This is a genomic window from Pseudomonas hunanensis (assembly GCF_013393325.1).
GTDB lineage: Bacteria > Pseudomonadota > Gammaproteobacteria > Pseudomonadales > Pseudomonadaceae > Aquipseudomonas > Aquipseudomonas putida_P.
The window spans coordinates 181894-200354 of sequence record NZ_QJRC01000098.1 but is presented as its reverse complement, the minus strand read 5'-3'; the positions used below and the strand labels follow the sequence as shown (position 1 = coordinate 200354).

20 protein-coding genes are annotated in these 18461 nt (G+C 62.5%); 9 read left to right on the top strand and 11 right to left on the bottom strand.

Going from position 1 to position 18461, the window contains the following annotated elements; genetic code table 11:
- The first annotated feature begins 3 nt into the window (after positions 1 to 3).
- From DM807_RS22640 to DM807_RS22630, 3 genes are all read left to right on the top strand, one after another.
- Complete coding sequence (locus DM807_RS22640) at positions 4 to 645, top strand: N-carbamoylsarcosine amidohydrolase (protein ID WP_012273182.1); 642 nt, start codon at positions 4 to 6, stop codon at positions 643 to 645.
- Between the two features lie 208 nt (positions 646 to 853).
- Entirely contained in the window at positions 854 to 2167 is a 1314-nt protein-coding gene (locus DM807_RS22635) for an MFS transporter (RefSeq protein ID WP_012273181.1), read from the top strand.
- Positions 2168 to 2306: 139 nt separating this feature from the next.
- Positions 2307 to 3599 (top strand): OprD family porin, encoded by a 1293-nt coding sequence (locus DM807_RS22630; RefSeq protein ID WP_060492746.1) that lies wholly within the window; start codon positions 2307 to 2309, stop codon positions 3597 to 3599.
- Between the two features lie 83 nt (positions 3600 to 3682).
- Here DM807_RS22630 and DM807_RS22625 read toward each other — a convergent pair whose 3' ends face one another.
- On the bottom strand, positions 3683 to 3868 hold the full coding sequence (locus tag DM807_RS22625; RefSeq protein WP_179027943.1) for a hypothetical protein: 186 nt from the start codon (positions 3866 to 3868) through the stop codon (positions 3683 to 3685).
- 292 nt (positions 3869 to 4160) lie between these two features.
- The gene (locus DM807_RS22620; protein ID WP_179027942.1) at positions 4161 to 5201 is read right to left on the bottom strand and encodes an alpha/beta fold hydrolase; all 1041 of its coding nucleotides are present in this window, start codon (positions 5199 to 5201) and stop codon (positions 4161 to 4163) included.
- A 205-nt stretch (positions 5202 to 5406) separates the two neighbouring features.
- Here DM807_RS22620 and DM807_RS22615 point away from each other — a divergent pair, with 205 nt between their 5' ends.
- Positions 5407 to 5763: an SH3 domain-containing protein gene (locus DM807_RS22615; protein ID WP_012273177.1), complete on the top strand. Its 357-nt coding sequence runs from the start codon at positions 5407 to 5409 to the stop codon at positions 5761 to 5763.
- 368 nt (positions 5764 to 6131) lie between these two features.
- On the top strand, positions 6132 to 6326 hold the full coding sequence (locus tag DM807_RS22610) for a hypothetical protein (protein WP_012273176.1): 195 nt from the start codon (positions 6132 to 6134) through the stop codon (positions 6324 to 6326).
- Positions 6327 to 6456: 130 nt separating this feature from the next.
- Here the strand turns inward: DM807_RS22610 and DM807_RS22605 are convergent, their stop codons facing one another.
- On the bottom strand, positions 6457 to 7362 hold the full coding sequence (locus DM807_RS22605; RefSeq protein ID WP_012273175.1) for a LysR family transcriptional regulator: 906 nt from the start codon (positions 7360 to 7362) through the stop codon (positions 6457 to 6459).
- 98 nt (positions 7363 to 7460) lie between these two features.
- Between DM807_RS22605 and DM807_RS22600 the strand changes: the two genes are divergently transcribed.
- A complete protein-coding gene (locus tag DM807_RS22600; protein WP_069942336.1) occupies positions 7461 to 8222 on the top strand; it encodes a sulfite exporter TauE/SafE family protein in 762 nt (253 codons plus the stop codon).
- A gap of 1 nt (position 8223) precedes the next feature.
- Here the strand turns inward: DM807_RS22600 and DM807_RS22595 are convergent, their stop codons facing one another.
- The 4 genes from DM807_RS22595 to DM807_RS22580 all read right to left on the bottom strand — a co-directional run bounded on the left by DM807_RS22595 (position 8224) and on the right by DM807_RS22580 (position 12402).
- Positions 8224 to 9648: a GGDEF domain-containing protein gene (locus DM807_RS22595; protein ID WP_041166545.1), complete on the bottom strand. Its 1425-nt coding sequence runs from the start codon at positions 9646 to 9648 to the stop codon at positions 8224 to 8226.
- Between the two features lie 137 nt (positions 9649 to 9785).
- On the bottom strand, positions 9786 to 11615 hold the full coding sequence (locus DM807_RS22590) for an SLC13 family permease (protein ID WP_012273172.1): 1830 nt from the start codon (positions 11613 to 11615) through the stop codon (positions 9786 to 9788).
- A 126-nt stretch (positions 11616 to 11741) separates the two neighbouring features.
- Complete coding sequence (locus DM807_RS22585; protein WP_012273171.1) at positions 11742 to 12134, bottom strand: glycine zipper domain-containing protein; 393 nt, start codon at positions 12132 to 12134, stop codon at positions 11742 to 11744.
- Positions 12135 to 12207: 73 nt separating this feature from the next.
- Positions 12208 to 12402: a hypothetical protein gene (locus DM807_RS22580; RefSeq protein WP_041166544.1), complete on the bottom strand. Its 195-nt coding sequence runs from the start codon at positions 12400 to 12402 to the stop codon at positions 12208 to 12210.
- Between the two features lie 221 nt (positions 12403 to 12623).
- On the opposite strand from DM807_RS22580, the gene DM807_RS22575 reads away from it, so the two are divergent.
- The 3 genes from DM807_RS22575 (at position 12624) to DM807_RS22565 (ending at position 15140) form a co-directional block, all read left to right on the top strand.
- Positions 12624 to 13784 carry a GGDEF domain-containing protein gene (locus DM807_RS22575; protein WP_012273170.1) on the top strand — a complete coding sequence of 387 codons (1161 nt, stop codon included), beginning with the start codon at positions 12624 to 12626 and terminating at the stop codon, positions 13782 to 13784.
- Positions 13785 to 13856: 72 nt separating this feature from the next.
- Entirely contained in the window at positions 13857 to 14207 is a 351-nt protein-coding gene (locus tag DM807_RS22570) for a hypothetical protein (RefSeq protein WP_016498900.1), read from the top strand.
- 111 nt (positions 14208 to 14318) lie between these two features.
- Positions 14319 to 15140: a class I SAM-dependent methyltransferase gene (locus DM807_RS22565; protein ID WP_060515779.1), complete on the top strand. Its 822-nt coding sequence runs from the start codon at positions 14319 to 14321 to the stop codon at positions 15138 to 15140.
- On the opposite strand, the gene DM807_RS22560 is transcribed toward DM807_RS22565, so the two are convergent.
- The 4 genes from DM807_RS22560 to DM807_RS22545 form a co-directional block, all read right to left on the bottom strand.
- Positions 15141 to 15908, bottom strand: a complete 768-nt coding sequence (locus DM807_RS22560; protein WP_012273167.1) for an SDR family oxidoreductase — start codon at positions 15906 to 15908, stop codon at positions 15141 to 15143.
- Between the two features lie 35 nt (positions 15909 to 15943).
- Positions 15944 to 17011: a phosphotransferase family protein gene (locus tag DM807_RS22555; protein WP_012273166.1), complete on the bottom strand. Its 1068-nt coding sequence runs from the start codon at positions 17009 to 17011 to the stop codon at positions 15944 to 15946.
- Between the two features lie 185 nt (positions 17012 to 17196).
- The gene (locus DM807_RS22550) at positions 17197 to 17514 is read right to left on the bottom strand and encodes an SCP2 sterol-binding domain-containing protein (protein ID WP_012273165.1); all 318 of its coding nucleotides are present in this window, start codon (positions 17512 to 17514) and stop codon (positions 17197 to 17199) included.
- Positions 17515 to 17570: 56 nt separating this feature from the next.
- Positions 17571 to 18281, bottom strand: a complete 711-nt coding sequence (locus DM807_RS22545; RefSeq protein WP_012273164.1) for a histidine phosphatase family protein — start codon at positions 18279 to 18281, stop codon at positions 17571 to 17573.
- Between the last annotated feature and the right edge of the window lie 180 nt (positions 18282 to 18461).

The window sequence follows — 18461 nt, the reverse complement described above, 5'->3', positions numbered from 1 at the left end:
GACATGAGCGACGCACAAAGCGCCCGTGACAACTACCAAGGGGTGTGGGGCCAACGCATTGGTTTTGGCCGCAAGCCGGCCCTGTTGATGATCGACTTCATGCAGGGCTATACCACCCCTGGCGCACCGCTGTACGCGCCGGGCGTGGTTGCGGCGGTCGAGCAGGCCGCCGGCCTGCTGGCGCTGGCCCGCGACTGCGGCACTTTGGTGGTGCACACCAACATTCGCTACCAGCCGCCGCATTTCGCTGACGGCGGCGTGTGGGTGCGCAAGGCACCGGTGATGAAGGACATGGTCGAAGGCAACCCGTTGGCCGCCTTCTGCCAGGCCGTCGCGCCACAGGCAGGGGAGGTGGTGCTGAGCAAGCAGTACGCCAGTGCCTTCTTTGCCACCAGCCTGGCCCCGCTGCTGCATGCGCAAGGGGTGGATACCGTGGTGCTGGCGGGCTGCTCGACCAGTGGCTGTATCCGCGCCAGTGCGGTGGATGCCATGCAGCACGGGTTTCGAACCATCGTGGTGCGCGAGTGTGTCGGCGACCGCCACAACGACCCGCACGAAGCCAACCTGTTCGACATCGACAGCAAGTACGGCGATGTCGTCACCCGGCAGGATGCCATGCAGCAACTCAGGCAACTGGCCGGCTGAACGCCGGGCAGCCCTGAGCCAATAACAATCAAGGAACGGTGCGGGAAGCCCGTCCATGACCGCCTGCTGTCCGGGCGGTCGCCCCGCAGGAGCACTCGGGGTATTCAGGCGTTGCCCAGGCACGCCGCGTATAGTGCGCGGGGTGCCCGGCGCGTCGAAAACTGCTGGCCTTAAAACAACCACAAAGTCGCCCGCCAGGAGACAGGAAATGCCAATTGCGAATGCAACCACGGTCCACAGTGACATCGACCATGGCACGAAAGCGCTGTATAGCAAGATCACCTGGAGGCTCATCCCCTTCCTGTGCTTCTGCTACCTCGCAGCTTATCTGGACCGCATCAACGTCGGCTTCGCCAAGCTGCAGATGCTCGAAGACTTGCAGTTCAGCACAGCGGCCTATGGCCTGGGTGCCGGGCTGTTCTTCGTCGGCTACATCATCTTCGAGGTGCCGAGCAACCTGATCCTGCAGCGCGTTGGCGCCAAGCTGTGGATCGCCCGCATCATGATCACCTGGGGCCTGCTGTCGGCCTGCACCATGTTCGTCACCAGCACCACCCAGTTCTATATCCTGCGTTTCCTGCTGGGTGCGGCCGAGGCCGGCTTCCTGCCCGGCGTGCTGTTCTACCTGACCATGTGGTACCCCACCTACCGGCGCGGGCGCATCATTGCCCTGTTCATGATCGGGCTGCCCTTGTCGAGCGTGATCGGCGGGCCGATTTCTGGCTGGATCATGGGGCATTTCGACCAGGTTCACGGTTTGCACGGCTGGCAGTGGCTGTTCCTGCTGGAGGCGATCCCCAGCGTTTTGCTTGGCATCCTCACGTTCTGGGCATTGCCTAACCATTTCCAGCAGGCCAAGTGGCTGTCGGTTGACGACAAGGCACAATTGGCGGCGGACCTGGCGGCTGATGATGCCGAGGGCAAGGACAGCAAGCACAGCTTCCGCGATGGCTTCTTCAACCTGAAGGTGTGGATGCTCGGGGGTATCGACTTTTCGATCCTGCTCAGTGCCTATGCCATGGGCTTCTGGATGCCGACCTTCATCCGTGATGCGGGCGTCAGCGACACTTTCCATATCGGCCTGCTCACAGCCATTCCGAGCCTGGCTGCACTGGCCGGCATGCTGATGATCGGGGCCAGCTCCGACCGCCATCGCGAACGCCGCTGGCACATCATCGTGCCGTTCATCATCGGTGCAATCGCCATGGCCAGCAGCACCATGTTCAGCCACAACCTGGTGATGACCGTGGTGTTGTTCGCCATTGCCTCGGCAGCGATCATTGGCGCGGTGCCGGTGTTCTTCAGCCTGCCGGCGACCTTCCTCAAAGGCACTGCTGCCGCCACTGGCTTTGCCCTGGCCTGCTCGGTGGCCAACATCGCCGGCCTGGTGAGCAACTCACTGATGGGCGTGGTCACCGACCTCACCGGTACCTCGCACGCTGCCCTGTGGGTGTTTGCCGGCTGCCTGATCCTCAGCTGCTTCCTGGTCATCGCCTTGCCGGCGAAGCTGGTCAACCGCTAGCGGCCCAGCGCTTCACGCAACGGCAGGGCAGGCGGGCCGGGTGCCCGCCTGCCCGCCCTCTCTCGATGCAACCCGCACGTCGGTGGCCTTATCAGGCCACCGCGCCGGGTTGCTGTTGCCCGAATCCAGGAGTAGCCCCATGCAAGGTTTCACTGCACCGCGTTTTTCTTCGTCTGCGCGTCTTGCCGGCGGTTGTATTGCCGCAGCGTTGTGTGCCGAGGCTTCGGCAGAAGAGGCCGGTTTCATCGAAGGTGCCCGCGCCACACTGCAAGCGCGCAATTACTTTTTCAGCCGCGATTATGCCGATATCAAGGGCGCGAGCACCCAGTCGCGTACTCAGGAATGGGCACAGGGCTTTATCCTCAATGCCAGCTCCGGTTACACCCAGGGCACCGTTGGCGTCGGTGTGGATGTTACTGGCCTGCTTGGCTTCAAGCTCGACAGCAGCCCGGCGCATGCCAAGTCCGGTTTGCTGCCCAGCCTGGACAGCGGCAAGTCGGCGGACGAATACAGCCGTTTGGGGGCGGCGATCAAGTTCAAGGTGTCGCAAACCGAGCTGAAGGTGGGCGAGTTGATGCCCAACCTGCCTGTGCTGTTGTTCAGCGACTTGCGCCTGCTGCCGCCGACCTATCAGGGCGCGATGCTGGAATCGCGCGAGATAGCGGGGTTGACCCTGAATGCTGGCCAGTTCCGCTCCACCAGCCTGCGCGACTCGTCCAACAGCCAGAAGATGTACGCACTGGTCAACGACCCGATCAACCCGGCGCGGCTGGCGCGCTTTACCAGCGACCGCTTCAACTACGTGGGCGCCGACTATGCCTTCAACGACAACCGCACCAGCGTGGGGGTGTGGCAGGCGCAGTTGGAGGATATCTACCAGCAGCGCTTCTACAGCTTCAAGCACGCCGAGCCGCTGGGGGACTGGACGCTTGGGGTCAATGCCGGCTATTTCGATGCCCGCGAGGACGGGCGCAAGATTGCCGGCGATTATGACAACCATGCGTTGTTCAGCCTGTTCTCGGCCAAGACCGGTGGGCATACCTTTTACCTGGGTTACCAGCAGATCGGCGGCGATGATGGTTTCATCCAGGTGGGTGCCAACACCAACCCGATGGGCAATACGCTGCCGACCTATGAGTTCTCGGCGCCGGGTGAACGCTCGTGGCAGGTGAGGCATGACTACAATTTTGTCGCTTTAGGCATGCCGGGCCTGACGTCGACCCTGCGCTATGTGAAGGGGCGGGACGTGGACACCGGGCTGGGCTTCGAGGGGCGTGACCGCGAGCGCGATCTGGACCTGGCCTATGTGGTGCAAAGCGGGCCGCTGGCTGGGCTGGGGATACGCGTGCGCAATGTGATGGCGCGCTCCAATTACCGCACCGATATCGATGAGAACCGCTTGATCCTCAGTTACACGGTCAAGCTGTTCTGAAGTCGATTGCCAGTGCAGCGCGGCCTTTCGCGACACAAGGCCGCGCTGCGCGTCTGCGGCCTGCTTTGCAGGAGCGGTGACGATCACTGCAAGGTTACGGGCTTCAATGAAGCCGGTAACTGTGCAACCGCAGCCTCCAGCCGCTCGATCGGCCCAGCGAGCAGGTCTGCTTCCTTGTCCTTGCCCTCACTTCTCAGGCGATCGCGCTCACCACGCAGGTTAAGCAAGTTTTTCTGTAGCTTCAGGGCCGAGGCGTTGAACGGGTCCATGCTTTTCTCATGCTGTAGGCGTCCGTGCTGTTGTAGGAAAAATGGACCGTAGCAGCTCGAATTTGCTGAAGAAACTGATGTTTCATACAGGCAAATTCCGCTGCTACATTACTTCCTACACTGCCAGGTAAAAGATCCTACAGCCTGCGTTTCAACTCATGTCTTCATAATCACGCTCAACGTGCAGTGTTTGCTGGGCTCAATCGCCTTTCGACGGATAGATCGTTCAACCTGGCCAAGCCCAGAGTCTGTCGTGCCTTTGAAACCTTACGTAGCAATTGCCGTCCGCAGGCTACATGTGGTCCGCATCGACCACCGCCTTGGCAAACGCCTGTGGTGCTTCCTGCGGCAGGTTGTGGCCGATGCCACCGCTGATCAGCCGATATTCGTACTTGCCGGTAAAGCGCTGCGCATACGCTTCGGCCGGTGGGTGCGGGGCGCCGTTGGCGTCGCCTTCCAAGGTAATGGTCGGTACCGTGATGCTGGGGAAGCTGGCCAGCTTGGCTTCCAGGGGGTCATAGCGTGTTTCGCCCTGGGCCAGCCCCAGCCGCCAACGATAGTTGTGCACGGTAATCGCCACGTGGTCGGGGTTGTCCAGGGCCTTGGCGCTGCGCTCGAAGGTGGCATCGTCGAAGGCCCAGCTGGGCGAGGCGGTTTGCCAGATCAGTTTGGCGAACGCATGCCGATTCTGTTCATAGCCAGCCTGGCCGCGTGGGGTCGCGAAGTAGTACTGGTACCACCACTGCAGCTCGGCGCTGGGTGGCAGCGGGGCTTTGGCGGCCTCCTGGCTGCTGATCAGGTAGCCACTGACTGACACCAGTGCTTTGACCCGCTCGGGCCACAGCGCCGCGACGATATCGGCGGTGCGTGCACCCCAGTCGAAGCCGGCGAGTACAGCGCGCCGGACATGCAGCGCATCCATGAACGCAATGACATCGCTGGCCAGCGCCGTGGGCTGGGCATTGCGTGGCGTTTGCGCAGACAGGAAGCGGGTCTGGCCGTAGCCGCGCACGTAGGGCACCAACACTCGGTACCCTTTTGCCGCCAGGTCAGGTGCAACTTGCTCAAAGCTGTGAATGTCATAGGGCCAGCCATGCAGCAGGATCACTACCGGGCCATCGGCTGGACCTTGCTCCACGTAGGACACGTCGAGCACGCCAGCGTTTATGTGTTTCAGCGGGCCGAAGTTGTCTGCCACCACTGCTGCCTCGGGCTGCGCGGGTGCAGCGGTGGCGAGGTTCACGGCCATCAGCCCAAGCGGCAACAGGGCGCAGGCAAGCAGGGTATGGCGGGAACGGCGTGGCGGGGTGGTGGTCGAGTGATGGGCGGGCATCGGGCGTCTCCTTGGCAAAGCCAGCGGTGCGAGGTGATGGGGCCAGTAAAGATGACGCCTGTATCGCCGATATGTCCGAGTAGCCTGCAGGAAACGTTCTTGTGTATCAGGTCTCAATTTGTACACATAACGATACAAGTACCGTGCAGCGGCGGGATGTTCCGCCTCTGCTACGATCGATGGTTTTCCGGCCAAGGAGAGGCCCATGCATTACGTAGTCATCGAACCCCACCGCAGCGAGTACCCCCAGCCTATTCGCTTTGCCAAGGGCACCTTGCTGGACATCGGCCCGCGCTACGAAGGCGAGCCAGGCTGGCAGGACTGGTACCTGTGCACCTGCGCAGGCCAAGCGCCAGGCTGGGTGCCGGCGCAGCTGATCGAGCGGCTCAGCGTGTGCCAGGGTAGGGCGCTGGACCATTATTCAGCGCACGAGCTGGATGTCGACCCAGGGCAGCGGGTGCAGATGGTGCGTCCGCTCAATGGCTGGGTCTGGTGCCGACGCCAGGGTAATGGCGAGTTGGGCTGGCTGCCTGCAGAAAAGCTTCAGAGGGTTTCCATCTGATCTGCTTTTTTTCCACAAACCTGAATCTGTAACCGTATCAGCCCAGGCCCGACAATATGCCCATCCCCGCATCACAACTGTAGAGGTTCCAATGGGCAAGCTGGCGCTGTTCCTGGGTGGTTTTCTGCTACTGACCATTCTGATTGGTATTCTTGGCACCATTCCGCCAAGCTGAGTTCAACTGCTTTCCTCCTGCGCGGCCCGTCTACTTCTTACGGCGGGCCCAATCTTTAGGCAAATGGCCACTCCCCCTCTTGTTGCACGGCTGGACCAGCGGTAGGTGCAAGTCATTCTCAAGTGCAAAAGGCTCGTGTAGTCTCCCGCCGCCGCTCATTCGGCGGTCTTTTTGCCTTGGAGTCGATACATTAATGGAATGCAAGAAAGGCACTTCAGCCATGCTGGAGTGGCGTAGCCGTTTTCTCGCCGAGGGCGCGCTTGATGAGCAGGGCTATGACCAGGCTCTGCGCTATGCCGAGGCGTTGGAGCAGGCCGGAGTAGTTAGCACGCAGGAATGGATCGAGCTGGTCAAGCTGGCCAATTCGGCATTGCTGCTTGAGCGATAAGTCTTTCTTTGTGCGGGGAAATCTGTCCACAAAAAACGTGGGTAGGTCTGTGGATAAAGTGCTGCAGGCCAGGCCCACGGCGGGCTCTGTTAAATTGAGCAGAAATTGAACAGCCGTTTTTGGCTCTGTTTCAACAGCCCATGCCTGCACGGCGCAGGGCTGCCAGCAAGTCACGCACCCGCGCCGGCAGCTCGCCAGCAGGGTACACGGCATGCATCTGTGGGTCCTGGCCGCTGCTCGACGTCAGGCGGTAATGCGGGCACACCCGCACCAGGCGCCCGACGTTGACCTGCGCCTCACCGACCCAGGCGGCCAGGCGAGCGATACCGGCGCCGGCCAGGGTGCTGTGGTACACCGCATGACCCGAGCCCAGGCGCAGCCTGGGCCTGGGGCGCAGGCTGGTGATCTGGCCGTCGCGACAGAAGTGCCAGGCCTTGAGGATACGTGGCGCGGTATGCAGGATCAGCGTATGCCCCTCCAGGTCCTCTGGATGCTGCGGTGTGCCGGCCAGGGCCAGGTACGCCGGGCTGGCATACAAATGGCGCTGGTAGGGCCACAGCGGATAACCGATCAGTTCGCTCGATTGCGGGAAGGCACCGCGCACCACGAAATCGAATTTGCCCTGCAGCGGGTCGAGGGCTTCGTCGCTGCACTGTACGTCCAGGGTCACTTGAGGGTGACAGCGGGAAAACTCGGCAAGCACCTGCGGCAGCACATGTTCCCCCAGCAGTTGTGGCACGGCAAAGCGGATCCAGCCCTGGGCGCTGCCGCTTAGCGCGGCCAGTTCATCGGCAGCATCGCGTTGCACATCCAGCAAGCGTTCGGCGTGTGGCAACAGGCGCTCGCCGGCTTCGGTCAGGGTCACGGCGTTGGCGTTGCGGTTGAGCAGCTTGCTGCCAGCATTGTCTTCCAGGGTTTGCACCGCGCGCGTAACTGCACTGGGTGAGCGCCCCAGTGCACGGGCGGCGGCTACGAAGCTGCGTTTGTGCGCCACGCTGACGAACGCTTGGATTTCTCGCAACATGTCCAATGCCATTGCCTGCTCCTTGTTGCAGTTATTGCAATATGGCATTTCAACACAACGGCACCACTTTGATTAGCCTTGCAGGCGTCTTCACTGCCTGGAACCGCGTCATGATGGATATTGCTGTGCTTTGCGTGTTCGCCTTCGCCGCTGGGCTGATCGATGCCGCCGTGGGTGGCGGTGGGCTGATCCAGATCCCTGCGTTGTTCAACGTGCTGCCCACCGCGCAACCGGCGGCATTGCTCGGCAGCAACAAGCTGGCGTCGGTATGTGGCACGGCCTTCGCGGCGCGTTCGTTCATCCGCAAGGTGACGCTGGACTGGGGGTTGATCGTGCCGGCGGCACTCAGCGCCTTTGTCATGTCGTTCGTCGGAGCTGCCACGGTGTCGCTGGTGCCATCCAGCGTGATGCGCCCGGCTGTGCTGGTGCTGATCGTGCTGATGGCCATCTACACCTTCTGCAAGAAGGACTTCGGCACCCTGCACAGGCCTGCGCGGATCGGCCGCAAGGAGCAGTGCCTGGCGGTGCTGATCGGCGGTGCGATCGGCTTTTACGATGGCCTGTTCGGCCCGGGTACCGGTAGCTTCCTGATCTTCCTGTTCATCCGCTTCTTTGCCCTGGACTTCCTGCACGCTTCGGCGTCGGCCAAGGTGGTGAACATTGCCACCAACCTGGCGGCGCTGGTGTTCTTCGTACCGACGGGCAACGTGCTGTATGCCATCGCCTTGCCGATGGCGGTGTGCAACATCCTTGGTGCGCTGACCGGTACCTGGCTGGCCGTACGCAAGGGTGCCGGCTTTGTCCGCGGGCTGTTCCTGCTGCTGTTGTGTGTGCTGATCGCCAAGCTGTCGTGGGACTTGCTGGCCGGCTAGTTCAGACCACCTGGCGCTGTGCTTCGGCCTGTTCGACGCGGTTGCGGCCGTGGGCCTTGGCCCGGTACAGCGCCTGATCGGCACTCGCCAGCAGTTCGTCCAGGCTAGGGGCTGGCATGTCGGCATCGCAGCCAGCCAGGCCGATACTCACGGTAATCTGCAAGCGTTGGTCGGCCTGCATTACATGCAGGTCCTGCACGGCGCGGCGCAGGCGTTCGGCGGTGAACTTGGCCCGCTCTGGCGCAAGGCCGGGGATGATGACCGCGAATTCCTCACCGCCCAGGCGCGCGAACAGTTCGTCGTTGTGCAACTGATCCTGCAGGGTGCCGGCGAACTGGCGCAGCACCTGGTCACCGACCGCATGGCCATGAGCATCGTTGACCGACTTGAAATGGTCGATGTCCAGCATCATCAGGGTCAGCGGGAGCGCCTGGGCGTGCTGCTGGCGGCTGTCGAGCAGCGCGTTGGCACGACGGGTGAAAGCGCTGCGGGTGAGCACGCCGGTGAGGTGATCGATGGTGGCCTGGCGCGCCAGGCGGGCCATGAGGCTGCGGTTGGCCTGGCTGACGCAGGCCACCACCAGCGGCCCTAGCACCAGCATGGCGATGCCAAGGCGAGCCGACATCAGCGTGGTGACCCCCGGTTCGCTCTGCGGCACGCTGAAGTGCATGAGGTTTTGTGCCACCGCTACGATCAGTGTGCTCCCGGCCGTGAGCGTCAGTAGTGAAACCAGGAACGGTGAATAGGTCCAGGCACACCACAGCAACGCGGCAATCGGGAAGGCGATGGCCCCAGGCCCGCCAAACGCGATGCTGAACGCCAGCGAGGCCAACAGCACCAGCAACGGTGCCAGACGGATGGGCTGTGCACCGCCACGCACCAGGGCACGCAGCGAGGGCGCTGTAAGCATTACCGGCAGCACCAGCACGCTGGTCGAGAATTGTTCGCTGAACCAGGCGAGCCAGGTGGCACGCAACGACTGTTCGAACCAGGGGGCAGCCATTACCGCTGCCATGCTGGCTGCCACCATGGCGGCGGCGGCGCAGGCGGCGAACACGCTGAGCACGCCGTGTGGGGTGCGCATGCGCCGATGCAGCCGTGGCAAGCGAGAAAGCAACTGCCAGAGGGTGACCACCACGCCAAGATTGCACAAGTTGAACCACAGGGCCGGCACCCAGGCACTGCCGCACAGCAAGTCGGCGCCGACCATGGCCAGCCACACCAGGCTGAAGCCGGTAAACGTGGCTTGGCGGGGGTAGCGCAGCAGTACGCCGGCCAGTACCGCATTCACCGGCCAGAACAGCGACAGCGATTCGATCGGGCGTGCCAGGATGCCGCCCAGGGTAAGGGCAAAGGTCAGGCAAAGCAGAAAGACATAAGGCATCAAGCGCGATTGGGCTGGAAAAACCATGAACTCGACCGGCAAGCGGAAACGAAATCCAGGACAACGCCTTGAAGCACCTGGGGCAATAACCCGCAGTGTGTTTCGTCAGGGTAGTTGATGTCAATCTGCCGCGATCGGTCGAGATAATGGCAAATTGCCGCCACCCCCTGCCGCTATCCTCAAAGCCCGAAGAACCACGGCACCATCACGATGGTTACCAGCATTACCAGTATGGTGAACGGCACGCCGATTTTGACGAAGTCGGCGAAGCGGTATTGCCCCGGACCCAGCACCAGCGTGTTGACCGGCGATGAAATAGGCGTCATGAATGCCGCCGACGCGGCCAATGCCACGGTCATCGCGAATGGGTAGGGCGACATGCCCAGCTGCGCTGCAGTGCTGACGGCCACCGGTGCCATCAGCACTGCGGTGGCGGTGTTGGAAATAAACAACCCGATCACCGCCGTGACGGCGAACAGGCAGGCAAGAATGGCGCTGGGGCCGGCACCGCCCAGTACGCTGACAAGCCCGCCCACTGCCAGGTCGATACCGCCGGTTTTCTGTAGCGCCTGGGCAAAGGGCAGCATGCCGACGATCAGCACCAGGCTTTGCCAGTGGATAGCCCGGTAGGCGCTGTTCATGTCGATGCAACGGCCCGCGCCCATCAACAGGCAGCCGATCAGCGCGGCGATGACATTGGGCACCGCGCCGCTGACCATCAGCCCGACCATCACCGCCAGGCTCAGCAACGCCTGCGGCGCACGGGTGCGGGCGGGGGCGACCAGGTCGATTTCGGCGGGCAGGCTCAGTACCAGGAAGTCTTTGGGCTTGCTTTGCAACTGGCGTACAGCCTTCCACGGGCCGACCACCAGCAAGGTGTCGCCCAGGCGCAGCTTTTCCTCCACCAGTTGCTCTTCGATGGCCGCCTGCTCGCGGCGCAGGCCGACCACGTTGAGGTCATAGCGGGTGCGAAACGCCAGTTCGAGGATGCTCTTGCCGATCAGCTGCGAGCCCGGCGGTAGCGAGACCTCGGCCATGCCAAGCTCTTGGGACTGGTCGATGAAGTAGGCAGCCTTGAAGTGCAGCGGCTCCAGTTGCATGGCCTGGCATAGGCTGCGCAGGTCGTCGCGGTTGGCGAACAGGTCGAGCAGCAGCACGTCGCCCTGATGCAGCACGGTACTGGAGTCGGCAGCGATCACCCGCGTGGTGAACTTGTGCTGGCGTTCGATACCAATCACGTTGGCGCCGTGCCGGGTGCGCAGCTCCAGTTCGCCAAGGGTGTGCCCTATCAGGGGGGAATGGGGGCGGATGCGCAGGCGCCGTTCACGGCCGTTGAGCTTGTAGTCCAGCACCAGGTCCAGCAGGGTGCGGCGGCTTTCCACCCGGCCGTCCTTGCGTACCTCGCCGTTGAGCCAGTGCCGGGTCAGCAGCATGTAGCCAATGCCCAGCACCAGTACCACCAGGCCGAACGGGGTAAAGCTGAAGAAGCTGAAGCCTGCTTGGCCATTGCGTACCAGCTCGCTGTGTACCACCACGTTAGGCGGTGTGGCGACCAGGCTGAGCATGCCGCTTATGAGGCCGGCAAAGGCCAGTGGCATCATCAGGCGGCTGGGCGAAATCTGCAGGCGCGCGGCGATGCTCAGCACCACCGGGATGAAAATGGCTACCACACCGGTAGAACTCATCATCGACCCGAGCCCGGCCACGGCCACCATCAGCAGCACCAACAGGCGCGCTTCGCTGTTACCGGCCCGCTCGCTCATCCATTCGCCGATGCGGTAGGCAATGCCGGTGCGCACCAGGCCTTCACCGATCACGAACAGGGCAGCGATCAGCACCACGTTGGGGTCGCTGAAACCGGCCAAGGCCTGTTCCACGGTGAGGATGCCAAGCAGCGGCAGGGCAAGAATCACCAGCAGCGCGACCACGTCCATGCGTGGGCGGTTGATGACGAAGAGGAAAATGACGATGGCCAGCAGGCCGAGGACCCAGAGTAGCTCTTGGTTCATGGGGAGGGGGTGTTCCTTCACACGGAGGCACGATAGACAGTAGCAGCCAGTGTGCCAGCGTGTCGTGAAGGAGGTGTTGATGTGCTGCAACCAAAAGGGCCGCTATGCGGCCCTTCATTCACGTAATCAGTGACGGTGGCGGTGGTGCTTCTTGCTGCCGCGGTTTTCGTCGCCCAGATGGTTGCCAAGGGCACCACCGGCGGCGCCGCCCAGGCCGGCACCTACGGTCGAACCGGTCTTGCCGCCTACTGCACCGCCCAGCAGCGAGCCGCCAGCCGAACCCAGGCCACCGCCAATGGCAGCTTCGGTGCGGTTGCCCTTGCGTGCACCGACAGCACTGCCGGCCGCGCCGCCAACGCCGGCGCCAATGGCCGCGCCAGTCTTGCCGCCAAGCTGTTGACCAACAACGTTGCCCAGGACACCACCCAGGCCGCCGCCAATGGCGGCAGTACCGTCACCGGCGAAAGCGCCCTGGCACAGCAGCAGGCCGAGGGCAAGGGAAGGCAGAGTCAGACGCATGATACGAACCTCAAAGGAATCATCAGGATAAGTTGCCGCGCAACGGGCGGCGGGTCAGGGCTGAAAAGACGCTTCAGCGGTAGTAGCGGTCACCGCGGTATTGCCGATTGTCATCATCGTCATCGTCGCGGTCATGCCGATGGTGGTGGCGATGGTCACGGTCGCGGTCACGCCAGCCATCGTCATCGTCGTGGTAGCGATGGCTGTGGCAACCTGCGGTCAGCAGGACAACGGCAACCAGCGAAAGGCTTGCAAGACGGGTGCTCACGATATAGGTCCTTGATCCGCATAGGTTTACGGGACACCTCCTGAGACTGGGATCGCTCCATTTGGTTTCCCGGGCGGTTAAAAAATTGTGCTGACAGCGATGAGCGGCGTGCTTGCGGGTTGCTGTTCTGTCCCGTTCGGTCATGGCCGAGCGGCCAATGCCCCTCTAAACTGTGGGGTAAGCCGCAGTCAAGACGGCAACCTGCCACACGGTGAATCACGATGATCGCCCACACCCCCACGTTGTTCGCCGCCGTTGCCCTGGTGGCAACCATCCTGGCCTTCTGCTTGCTGCTGGTCGGGCGCAGCAACCGCCGCGACAACCTGATGCTGACTGGCTGCGGGCTGCTGGTGCATGCCTTGGCTTATGTCTGCTACACCGTCTATGCCCAAGCCCCTTTGTGGCTCAGCTATGGCGTGGGCAACAGCCTGCTGTCGCTGGCCCTGGCGTTCTACACGGCCAGCTTGTTCCGGGTGCGTGAGCAGGTAGTGCCCTGGCGTGTCATCTTCGTCATACCGGCCTGCATGCTGGTGGGGCTGATGCTGCTGCTCGATACGCTGGAACCGCGCATGCTGCTGGCGACCCTGGTGCTGATGCTGCAGTGCGCGATGATCTTGTATTGGGCGTGGCGTTATGCCGAGCGGCCGGGCAGGGCCCATCTGTTGCTGGAGATTGGCGCGTTGATCAGCCTGGTGGGCTTGGGTATGCGTGTGGTGGCGGTGGCCAATGGCACGGCGGTGGAAATGCGCTATGACACCAGCAACCTCAAACAGAGCATTTCTGTGGCCATCGGCACCGCCACGGTGATGATGTACTCGATCGGCTTGGTGCTCCTGGCCAAGGAGCGTAGCGAATCGCGCCTGCAGCACCTCGCTCTGCGTGATGTGCTGACCGGTACCTACAATCGCCGGGCGATCCTCGAACGCTTCGGCGTCGAACTGGACCGTGCACGCGATCAGCAGGGCAGTCTGGCGGTGGCGATGATCGACATTGACCATTTCAAACGCATCAATGACCTGTATGGGCATCTGGCTGGCGATGAGGTGTTATGCCACTGCGTGCGCCAGTTGCAGCAGCGCCTGCGCCAGGGTGACAGCCTTGGCCGTTACGGCGGCGAAGAGTTTCTGTTGCTGTTGCCCGGCACCGACCGCACCGGTGCAATGGCCGCCCTGCAAGGGCTGCGCGAGGCCATTGCGCGCAGCCCGGCGCGTTTTGCCGGTGACCAGATCGAACTGCGTTTCAGCGTAGGCCTGTGGTGCGGCGTGCCGTGCCCAGGGGACAGTACTGCCAGCTTGCTGGCCCAGGCCGATGCGGCGCTGTACCAGGCCAAGGCCGCCGGGCGCAACACGGTGCACATGGCGGCATTGGTCGAGGCGAGTTGACTGTACGCAACCGTTCACGCGCGCTACCCGGCAGTGCTAGAGTCGCCTTCTTTTTTACCTTGAGGATGGAACATGCGTGCGATTCTGCCGATGGCCGCGGCGCTGATGCTGGTCGGTTGTGCTTCTGCGACCATGGAGACGGCACGCGGCGGCAAGCCGACGGCGCAGCTCGACTCGCACAAGGCGCCAGAGTTGGTTGCCCAGTGCATCCAGTTCAGCTGGCAGGAAGAGAAGGTGTTCGGTGACGACGCCAGTGGCTACCTGGAGCCGCGCAAGCAGGGTGGGTTCACTGTGTATACCCGTGAGGCCGAGGCGTTCGTGGACGTTTACCCGCAGGCGGGTGGGGCGAGGGTGGATTACTACGCGCAGAAGAACGACGGGGTGGCATTGCAGCGGCGGGCGGCTGCGGCGACCTGTTTGTAACGGCTTGAACCGATTCTGCGAGAACGGCTTTTACAATTTTTAGCAAGGCAGTGGTGTCCTGGAGGTGCAGGTGACGGCTAGCATGAGCCGCTACCACTCAAGGAAGACACCATGGACCGTTCACTGCAACTCAACCGCGTCAGCTGGGACGAACGTGCCCCGCTGCACGCCGCGTCGAAGGACTACGAAGTCGAACGCCTGGTCCAGCAACCTGGGCACCTGTCTGAAACCGTGCGCTTCGACCTGCCATTGCTCGGCGATATCGAGGGGCTCGACGCTGTCCACTTGCAGTGCCACATCGGCACCGACACGCTCTCGCTGGCGCGCCTTGGTGCCAAGGTTTGCGGCCTGGATTACTCCGCGGCTTCGCTGGCCGAGGCGCGGGCATTGGCCGGGCGTTGCGCGGTGCCCATCGACTATGTCGAATCCGACGTCTATGCCGCCGACCAGGTACTGCCGGCAGGTACTTTCGACCTGGTCTATACCGGCATTGGCGCGCTCTGCTGGCTGCCCCGCATCGAGCCATGGGCACGCACCGTCGCAGCCCTGCTCAAACCGGGCGGGCGGCTGTTCTTGCGCGATGGGCACCCAATGTTGATGGCTGTCAACGAAGACCACCAGGACCGACTGCAGCTGGAATACTCGTACTTCGAGCACGAAGCGCCGACGGTGTGGCACAACGACCAGACCTACGTCGAAACCGAGCAACGCCTGGCCCACACCGAAACCCACGAATGGAACCACGGCTTGGGTGAGGTGATCACTGCCTTGCTGGCCCACGGCCTGCAGCTGACTGCGTTGGTCGAGCACCAGAGCATCCCCTGGGAGGCGCTGCCAGGGCAGATGGTCAAGGGCGACGACGGTGAGTATCGCCTGCGCGAGCAGCCCGCACGCCTGCCCCTGAGCTACACCCTGGTGGCGGTAAAGGCTTGATCAGGACAGGAAGCCACCGTCGACATTGAGCGCGGTACCGGTGGTGTAGCTGGAGGCATCGCTGGCCAAGTACAGCACTGCGCCGGCCATTTCCTTGGGGTCGGCCACGCGCTTGAGCGGGATCTGCTGCAAGGCGGCATTGAGGATGGCGTCGTTCTTCACCAGTGCCGAAGCGAACTTGGTATCGGTCAGGCCAGGCAGCAGGGCGTTGCAGCGAATGCCGAACGGCGCGCATTCTTTGGCGAACACCTTGGTCATGTTGATGACTGCCGCCTTGGTCACCGAATAGATACCCTGGAAAAGCCCAGGCGAAACCCCGTTGATCGACGCCACGTTGATGATGCTGCCGCCGCCGTTCTCGCGCATCAGCTTGCCGGCCTCCACCGACATGAAGAAGTAACCACGGATGTTCACGTCCACGGTCTTCTGGAACGCTCCTGGGTCGGTGTCCAGCACGTTACAGAACTGCGGGTTGGTGGCGGCGTTGTTGACCAGCACGTCCAGGCGCCCGAACTGTTCGCGAATGCCGGCGAACACCTGCTGGATCTGCTCCAGTTCACCAATGTGGCAGGCCACTGCCGTGGCCTTGCCGCCGGCGGCGATGATGGCGTCGGCCACCTGTTGGCAACCGTCGAGCTTGCGACTGGAAACGATCACGTGGGCCCCTTGCTGCGCCAGCAAGTGGGCGATGGCCTCGCCGATGCCTCGGCTGGCGCCGGAAACAAAAGCAATCTTGCCGTCGAGGTCGAACAGGTGGGTCTTGGACATGCTGTTTTCCTTGTTATCCGTCGTCGTGGCGGTGCTCAGAGGCTGGACTTGGCGATGACCTGCAGGGACATTTGCTCCAGCAAGCGGTTCATGTGGATGAACTGGGCGAAACGTTTGTCCTGGGTCTGGCCGTGGTAAAAGCGGTAGTAGATTTGCTGGACGATGCCCGCCAGGCGGAACAGGCCATAGCAATAGTAGTAATCGAAGTTGTCCAGGCGGATACCGGCGCGCTCGGCGTAGTAGTCGACGAACTGGCGGCGGCTGAGCATGCCCGGCGCGTTGCTTGGCTGGCGACGCATCAGCTGCACAGGCGCTGGGTCGTCGGCTTCGATCCAATAGGCCAGGCTGTTGCCCAGGTCCATCAGCGGGTCGCCCAGGGTGGCCATTTCCCAGTCCAGCACGCCGATGATGCGCATGGGGTTGTCGGCGTCGAGGATCACGTTGTCGAAACGGTAGTCGTTGTGCACGATGCCGGGGCGCGGGTGATCGGCGGGCATTTTTTCCTGTAGCCAGGCGGTGACCTTTTCCCAGCGCGGCGCATCCGGGGTCAGGGCCTTTTCATAGCGGCTGGTCCAGCCCTCGATCTGACGCTGCACATAGCCTTCCGGTTTACCGAGGTCTGCCAGGCCGCAGGCGTTGTAGTCCACCTGGTGCAGCTCGACCAGGCGGTCGATGAAGCTTTTGCACAGGGCTTCGGTACGGCTGGGGTCGAGGTTCAGTTCGGCCGGGATGTCCGAGCGCAGGATGATGCCCTTGACCCGCTCCATCACATAGAACTCGCCGCCGATCAGGCTGCTGTCGGTGCAGTGCACATAGGCCTTGGGGCAGTAGGGGAAGCCGCTGTTCAGTTGGTTGAGGATACGGAACTCGCGCCCCATGTCGTGCGCCGACTTGGCTTTCTGGCCGAACGGTGGTCGTCGCAGCACGAAGTCGCGGCCTGGGTAGCTGACAAGGTAGGTAAGGTTGGAGGCGCCGCCAGGGAACTGGCTGATGCTCGGCAAGCCGTCCAGGCCAGGGATGTTGGCCTTCAGATAAGGGGCGATGACGGCCGCGTCGAGTTCTTCGCCGGGGCGTACCTGGGTGGACTGGTCGGTGAGCGTCATGCGTTTTCCTTATTTTCGATCGCAAGGACTATTGGCTAATCTAATGGCCTGCCGAGGCTGGAACAAGCATGCCAGTTGCCATATAGATGAGGGTGTTGCTGGTGGATCACTGCATCGAATGCAGGGCAAAAAAAAACCGAAGCCGGTCAGGCTTCGGTTTTTCGATCATCCGGTTTGCCCAGCCTTCAGGACGGGAACAGCTCGCTGAGCTTCATCGACAACATCATGTCGCCTTCAACGCGCAGCTTGCCGCCCATGAAGGCCTGCATGCCGTCGGTTTCGCCGCTGACGATACCTTTCAGGGTTTCGCTGTCCATCACCAGGGTGCAGTTGGCATCCGGGTTTTCGCCTTCCTGCAGGTCGCAGGTGCCGTCTTTGACGATCAGCGCGTATTTCTTGCCTTCGTCGGTGATGTCGAAGCCGAACACCAGGTCCAGGCCGGCGGCAGCGGCTGGGTTGAACTTCTCTTGCATCTTCTTAACGGCATCAGCTACGGAGGTCATGGCGCATTCCTTATAGAGTGATTTACACGTCCCCGCAGGGACACAACAAGCCGGGCTTATCGGTAAGTGACAAGCTCCGGCGCCTTCAACAGCTGCACATGGGCCTGGCTGTTGAAGGAAGCCAGTGCCACGTCGCGGCCGCGAAACTTCAACTGGCTGAGCGACGTGTTGATGATCTGCCAGTTCAGCGTGAACGCCTGACTGGGGGTGATACGGGTAACCAGGTGGAGCAGGGCGGCAATGGTACCGCCCGAGGTGAAGATGGCGATATTGTCGCCGCTGCCGGCGGCATCCAGTACGCGTTGCAGGCCACCTTGAACGCGGGCGGTGAACGCCTGCCAGGTTTCCAGGCCATCGTCGACATGTTCGCCATCGTGCCAGCGCTGGACCATCAGCGCGAACAGGCGCTGGAACTCGCTGCGGTGCTGCGCGGCATTGCGCAGCACCTGCAAGGCATTAGGCTCGTCCGGCAACAGTGCGGGCAACAGGGCACGGATCACGCCGTCGGCATCGAACTCATTGAATGCGGCGTCGGTCTCAACAGCCGGCACTGGGCAACCATTGGCGTGCAGTGCCTGCAGCGCCAGGCGGGCGGTATCCTGTTGGCGGCGCAGGTCGCCTGCTACGCAGCGATCCAGCCGTATACCCAACTGGGCCAGGTGTTCACCCAGGGCCTGGCTTTGGCGCACGCCCACGGGCGAGAGGACGTCGTAGTCATCGGCACCGAAGGAGGCTTGGCCATGTCGGATCAGGTAGAGGTTGCCCACGAAAGGTTCCGGCCTGTTGGAGGTTGCTGCGAGGTTAGGATGCGGCACTCAGGCTGTCAACGAAAAAACATACAAGCGTTTGAAAAGGTTGTTTGAAAGATGTTGCCAGCGTTTACACCGGCTGGCAGCACTACAGACGCAACGGTATGCTTGCAACAGTTACGCGCCGCATTGGCGCAG

Coding starts and splice junctions, on each gene's coding strand:
- DM807_RS22640 (WP_012273182.1), top strand. CDS start 4: ATGAGCGACGCACAAAGCGCCCGTGACAACTACCAAGGGGTGTGGGGC.
- DM807_RS22635 (WP_012273181.1), top strand. CDS start 854: ATGCCAATTGCGAATGCAACCACGGTCCACAGTGACATCGACCATGGC.
- DM807_RS22630 (WP_060492746.1), top strand. CDS start 2,307: ATGCAAGGTTTCACTGCACCGCGTTTTTCTTCGTCTGCGCGTCTTGCC.
- DM807_RS22625 (WP_179027943.1), bottom strand. CDS start 3,868: ATGGACCCGTTCAACGCCTCGGCCCTGAAGCTACAGAAAAACTTGCTT.
- DM807_RS22620 (WP_179027942.1), bottom strand. CDS start 5,201: ATGCCCGCCCATCACTCGACCACCACCCCGCCACGCCGTTCCCGCCAT.
- DM807_RS22615 (WP_012273177.1), top strand. CDS start 5,407: ATGCATTACGTAGTCATCGAACCCCACCGCAGCGAGTACCCCCAGCCT.
- DM807_RS22610 (WP_012273176.1), top strand. CDS start 6,132: ATGGAATGCAAGAAAGGCACTTCAGCCATGCTGGAGTGGCGTAGCCGT.
- DM807_RS22605 (WP_012273175.1), bottom strand. CDS start 7,362: ATGGCATTGGACATGTTGCGAGAAATCCAAGCGTTCGTCAGCGTGGCG.
- DM807_RS22600 (WP_069942336.1), top strand. CDS start 7,461: ATGATGGATATTGCTGTGCTTTGCGTGTTCGCCTTCGCCGCTGGGCTG.
- DM807_RS22590 (WP_012273172.1), bottom strand. CDS start 11,615: ATGAACCAAGAGCTACTCTGGGTCCTCGGCCTGCTGGCCATCGTCATT.
- DM807_RS22585 (WP_012273171.1), bottom strand. CDS start 12,134: ATGCGTCTGACTCTGCCTTCCCTTGCCCTCGGCCTGCTGCTGTGCCAG.
- DM807_RS22575 (WP_012273170.1), top strand. CDS start 12,624: ATGATCGCCCACACCCCCACGTTGTTCGCCGCCGTTGCCCTGGTGGCA.
- DM807_RS22570 (WP_016498900.1), top strand. CDS start 13,857: ATGCGTGCGATTCTGCCGATGGCCGCGGCGCTGATGCTGGTCGGTTGT.
- DM807_RS22565 (WP_060515779.1), top strand. CDS start 14,319: ATGGACCGTTCACTGCAACTCAACCGCGTCAGCTGGGACGAACGTGCC.
- DM807_RS22560 (WP_012273167.1), bottom strand. CDS start 15,908: ATGTCCAAGACCCACCTGTTCGACCTCGACGGCAAGATTGCTTTTGTT.
- DM807_RS22555 (WP_012273166.1), bottom strand. CDS start 17,011: ATGACGCTCACCGACCAGTCCACCCAGGTACGCCCCGGCGAAGAACTC.
- DM807_RS22550 (WP_012273165.1), bottom strand. CDS start 17,514: ATGACCTCCGTAGCTGATGCCGTTAAGAAGATGCAAGAGAAGTTCAAC.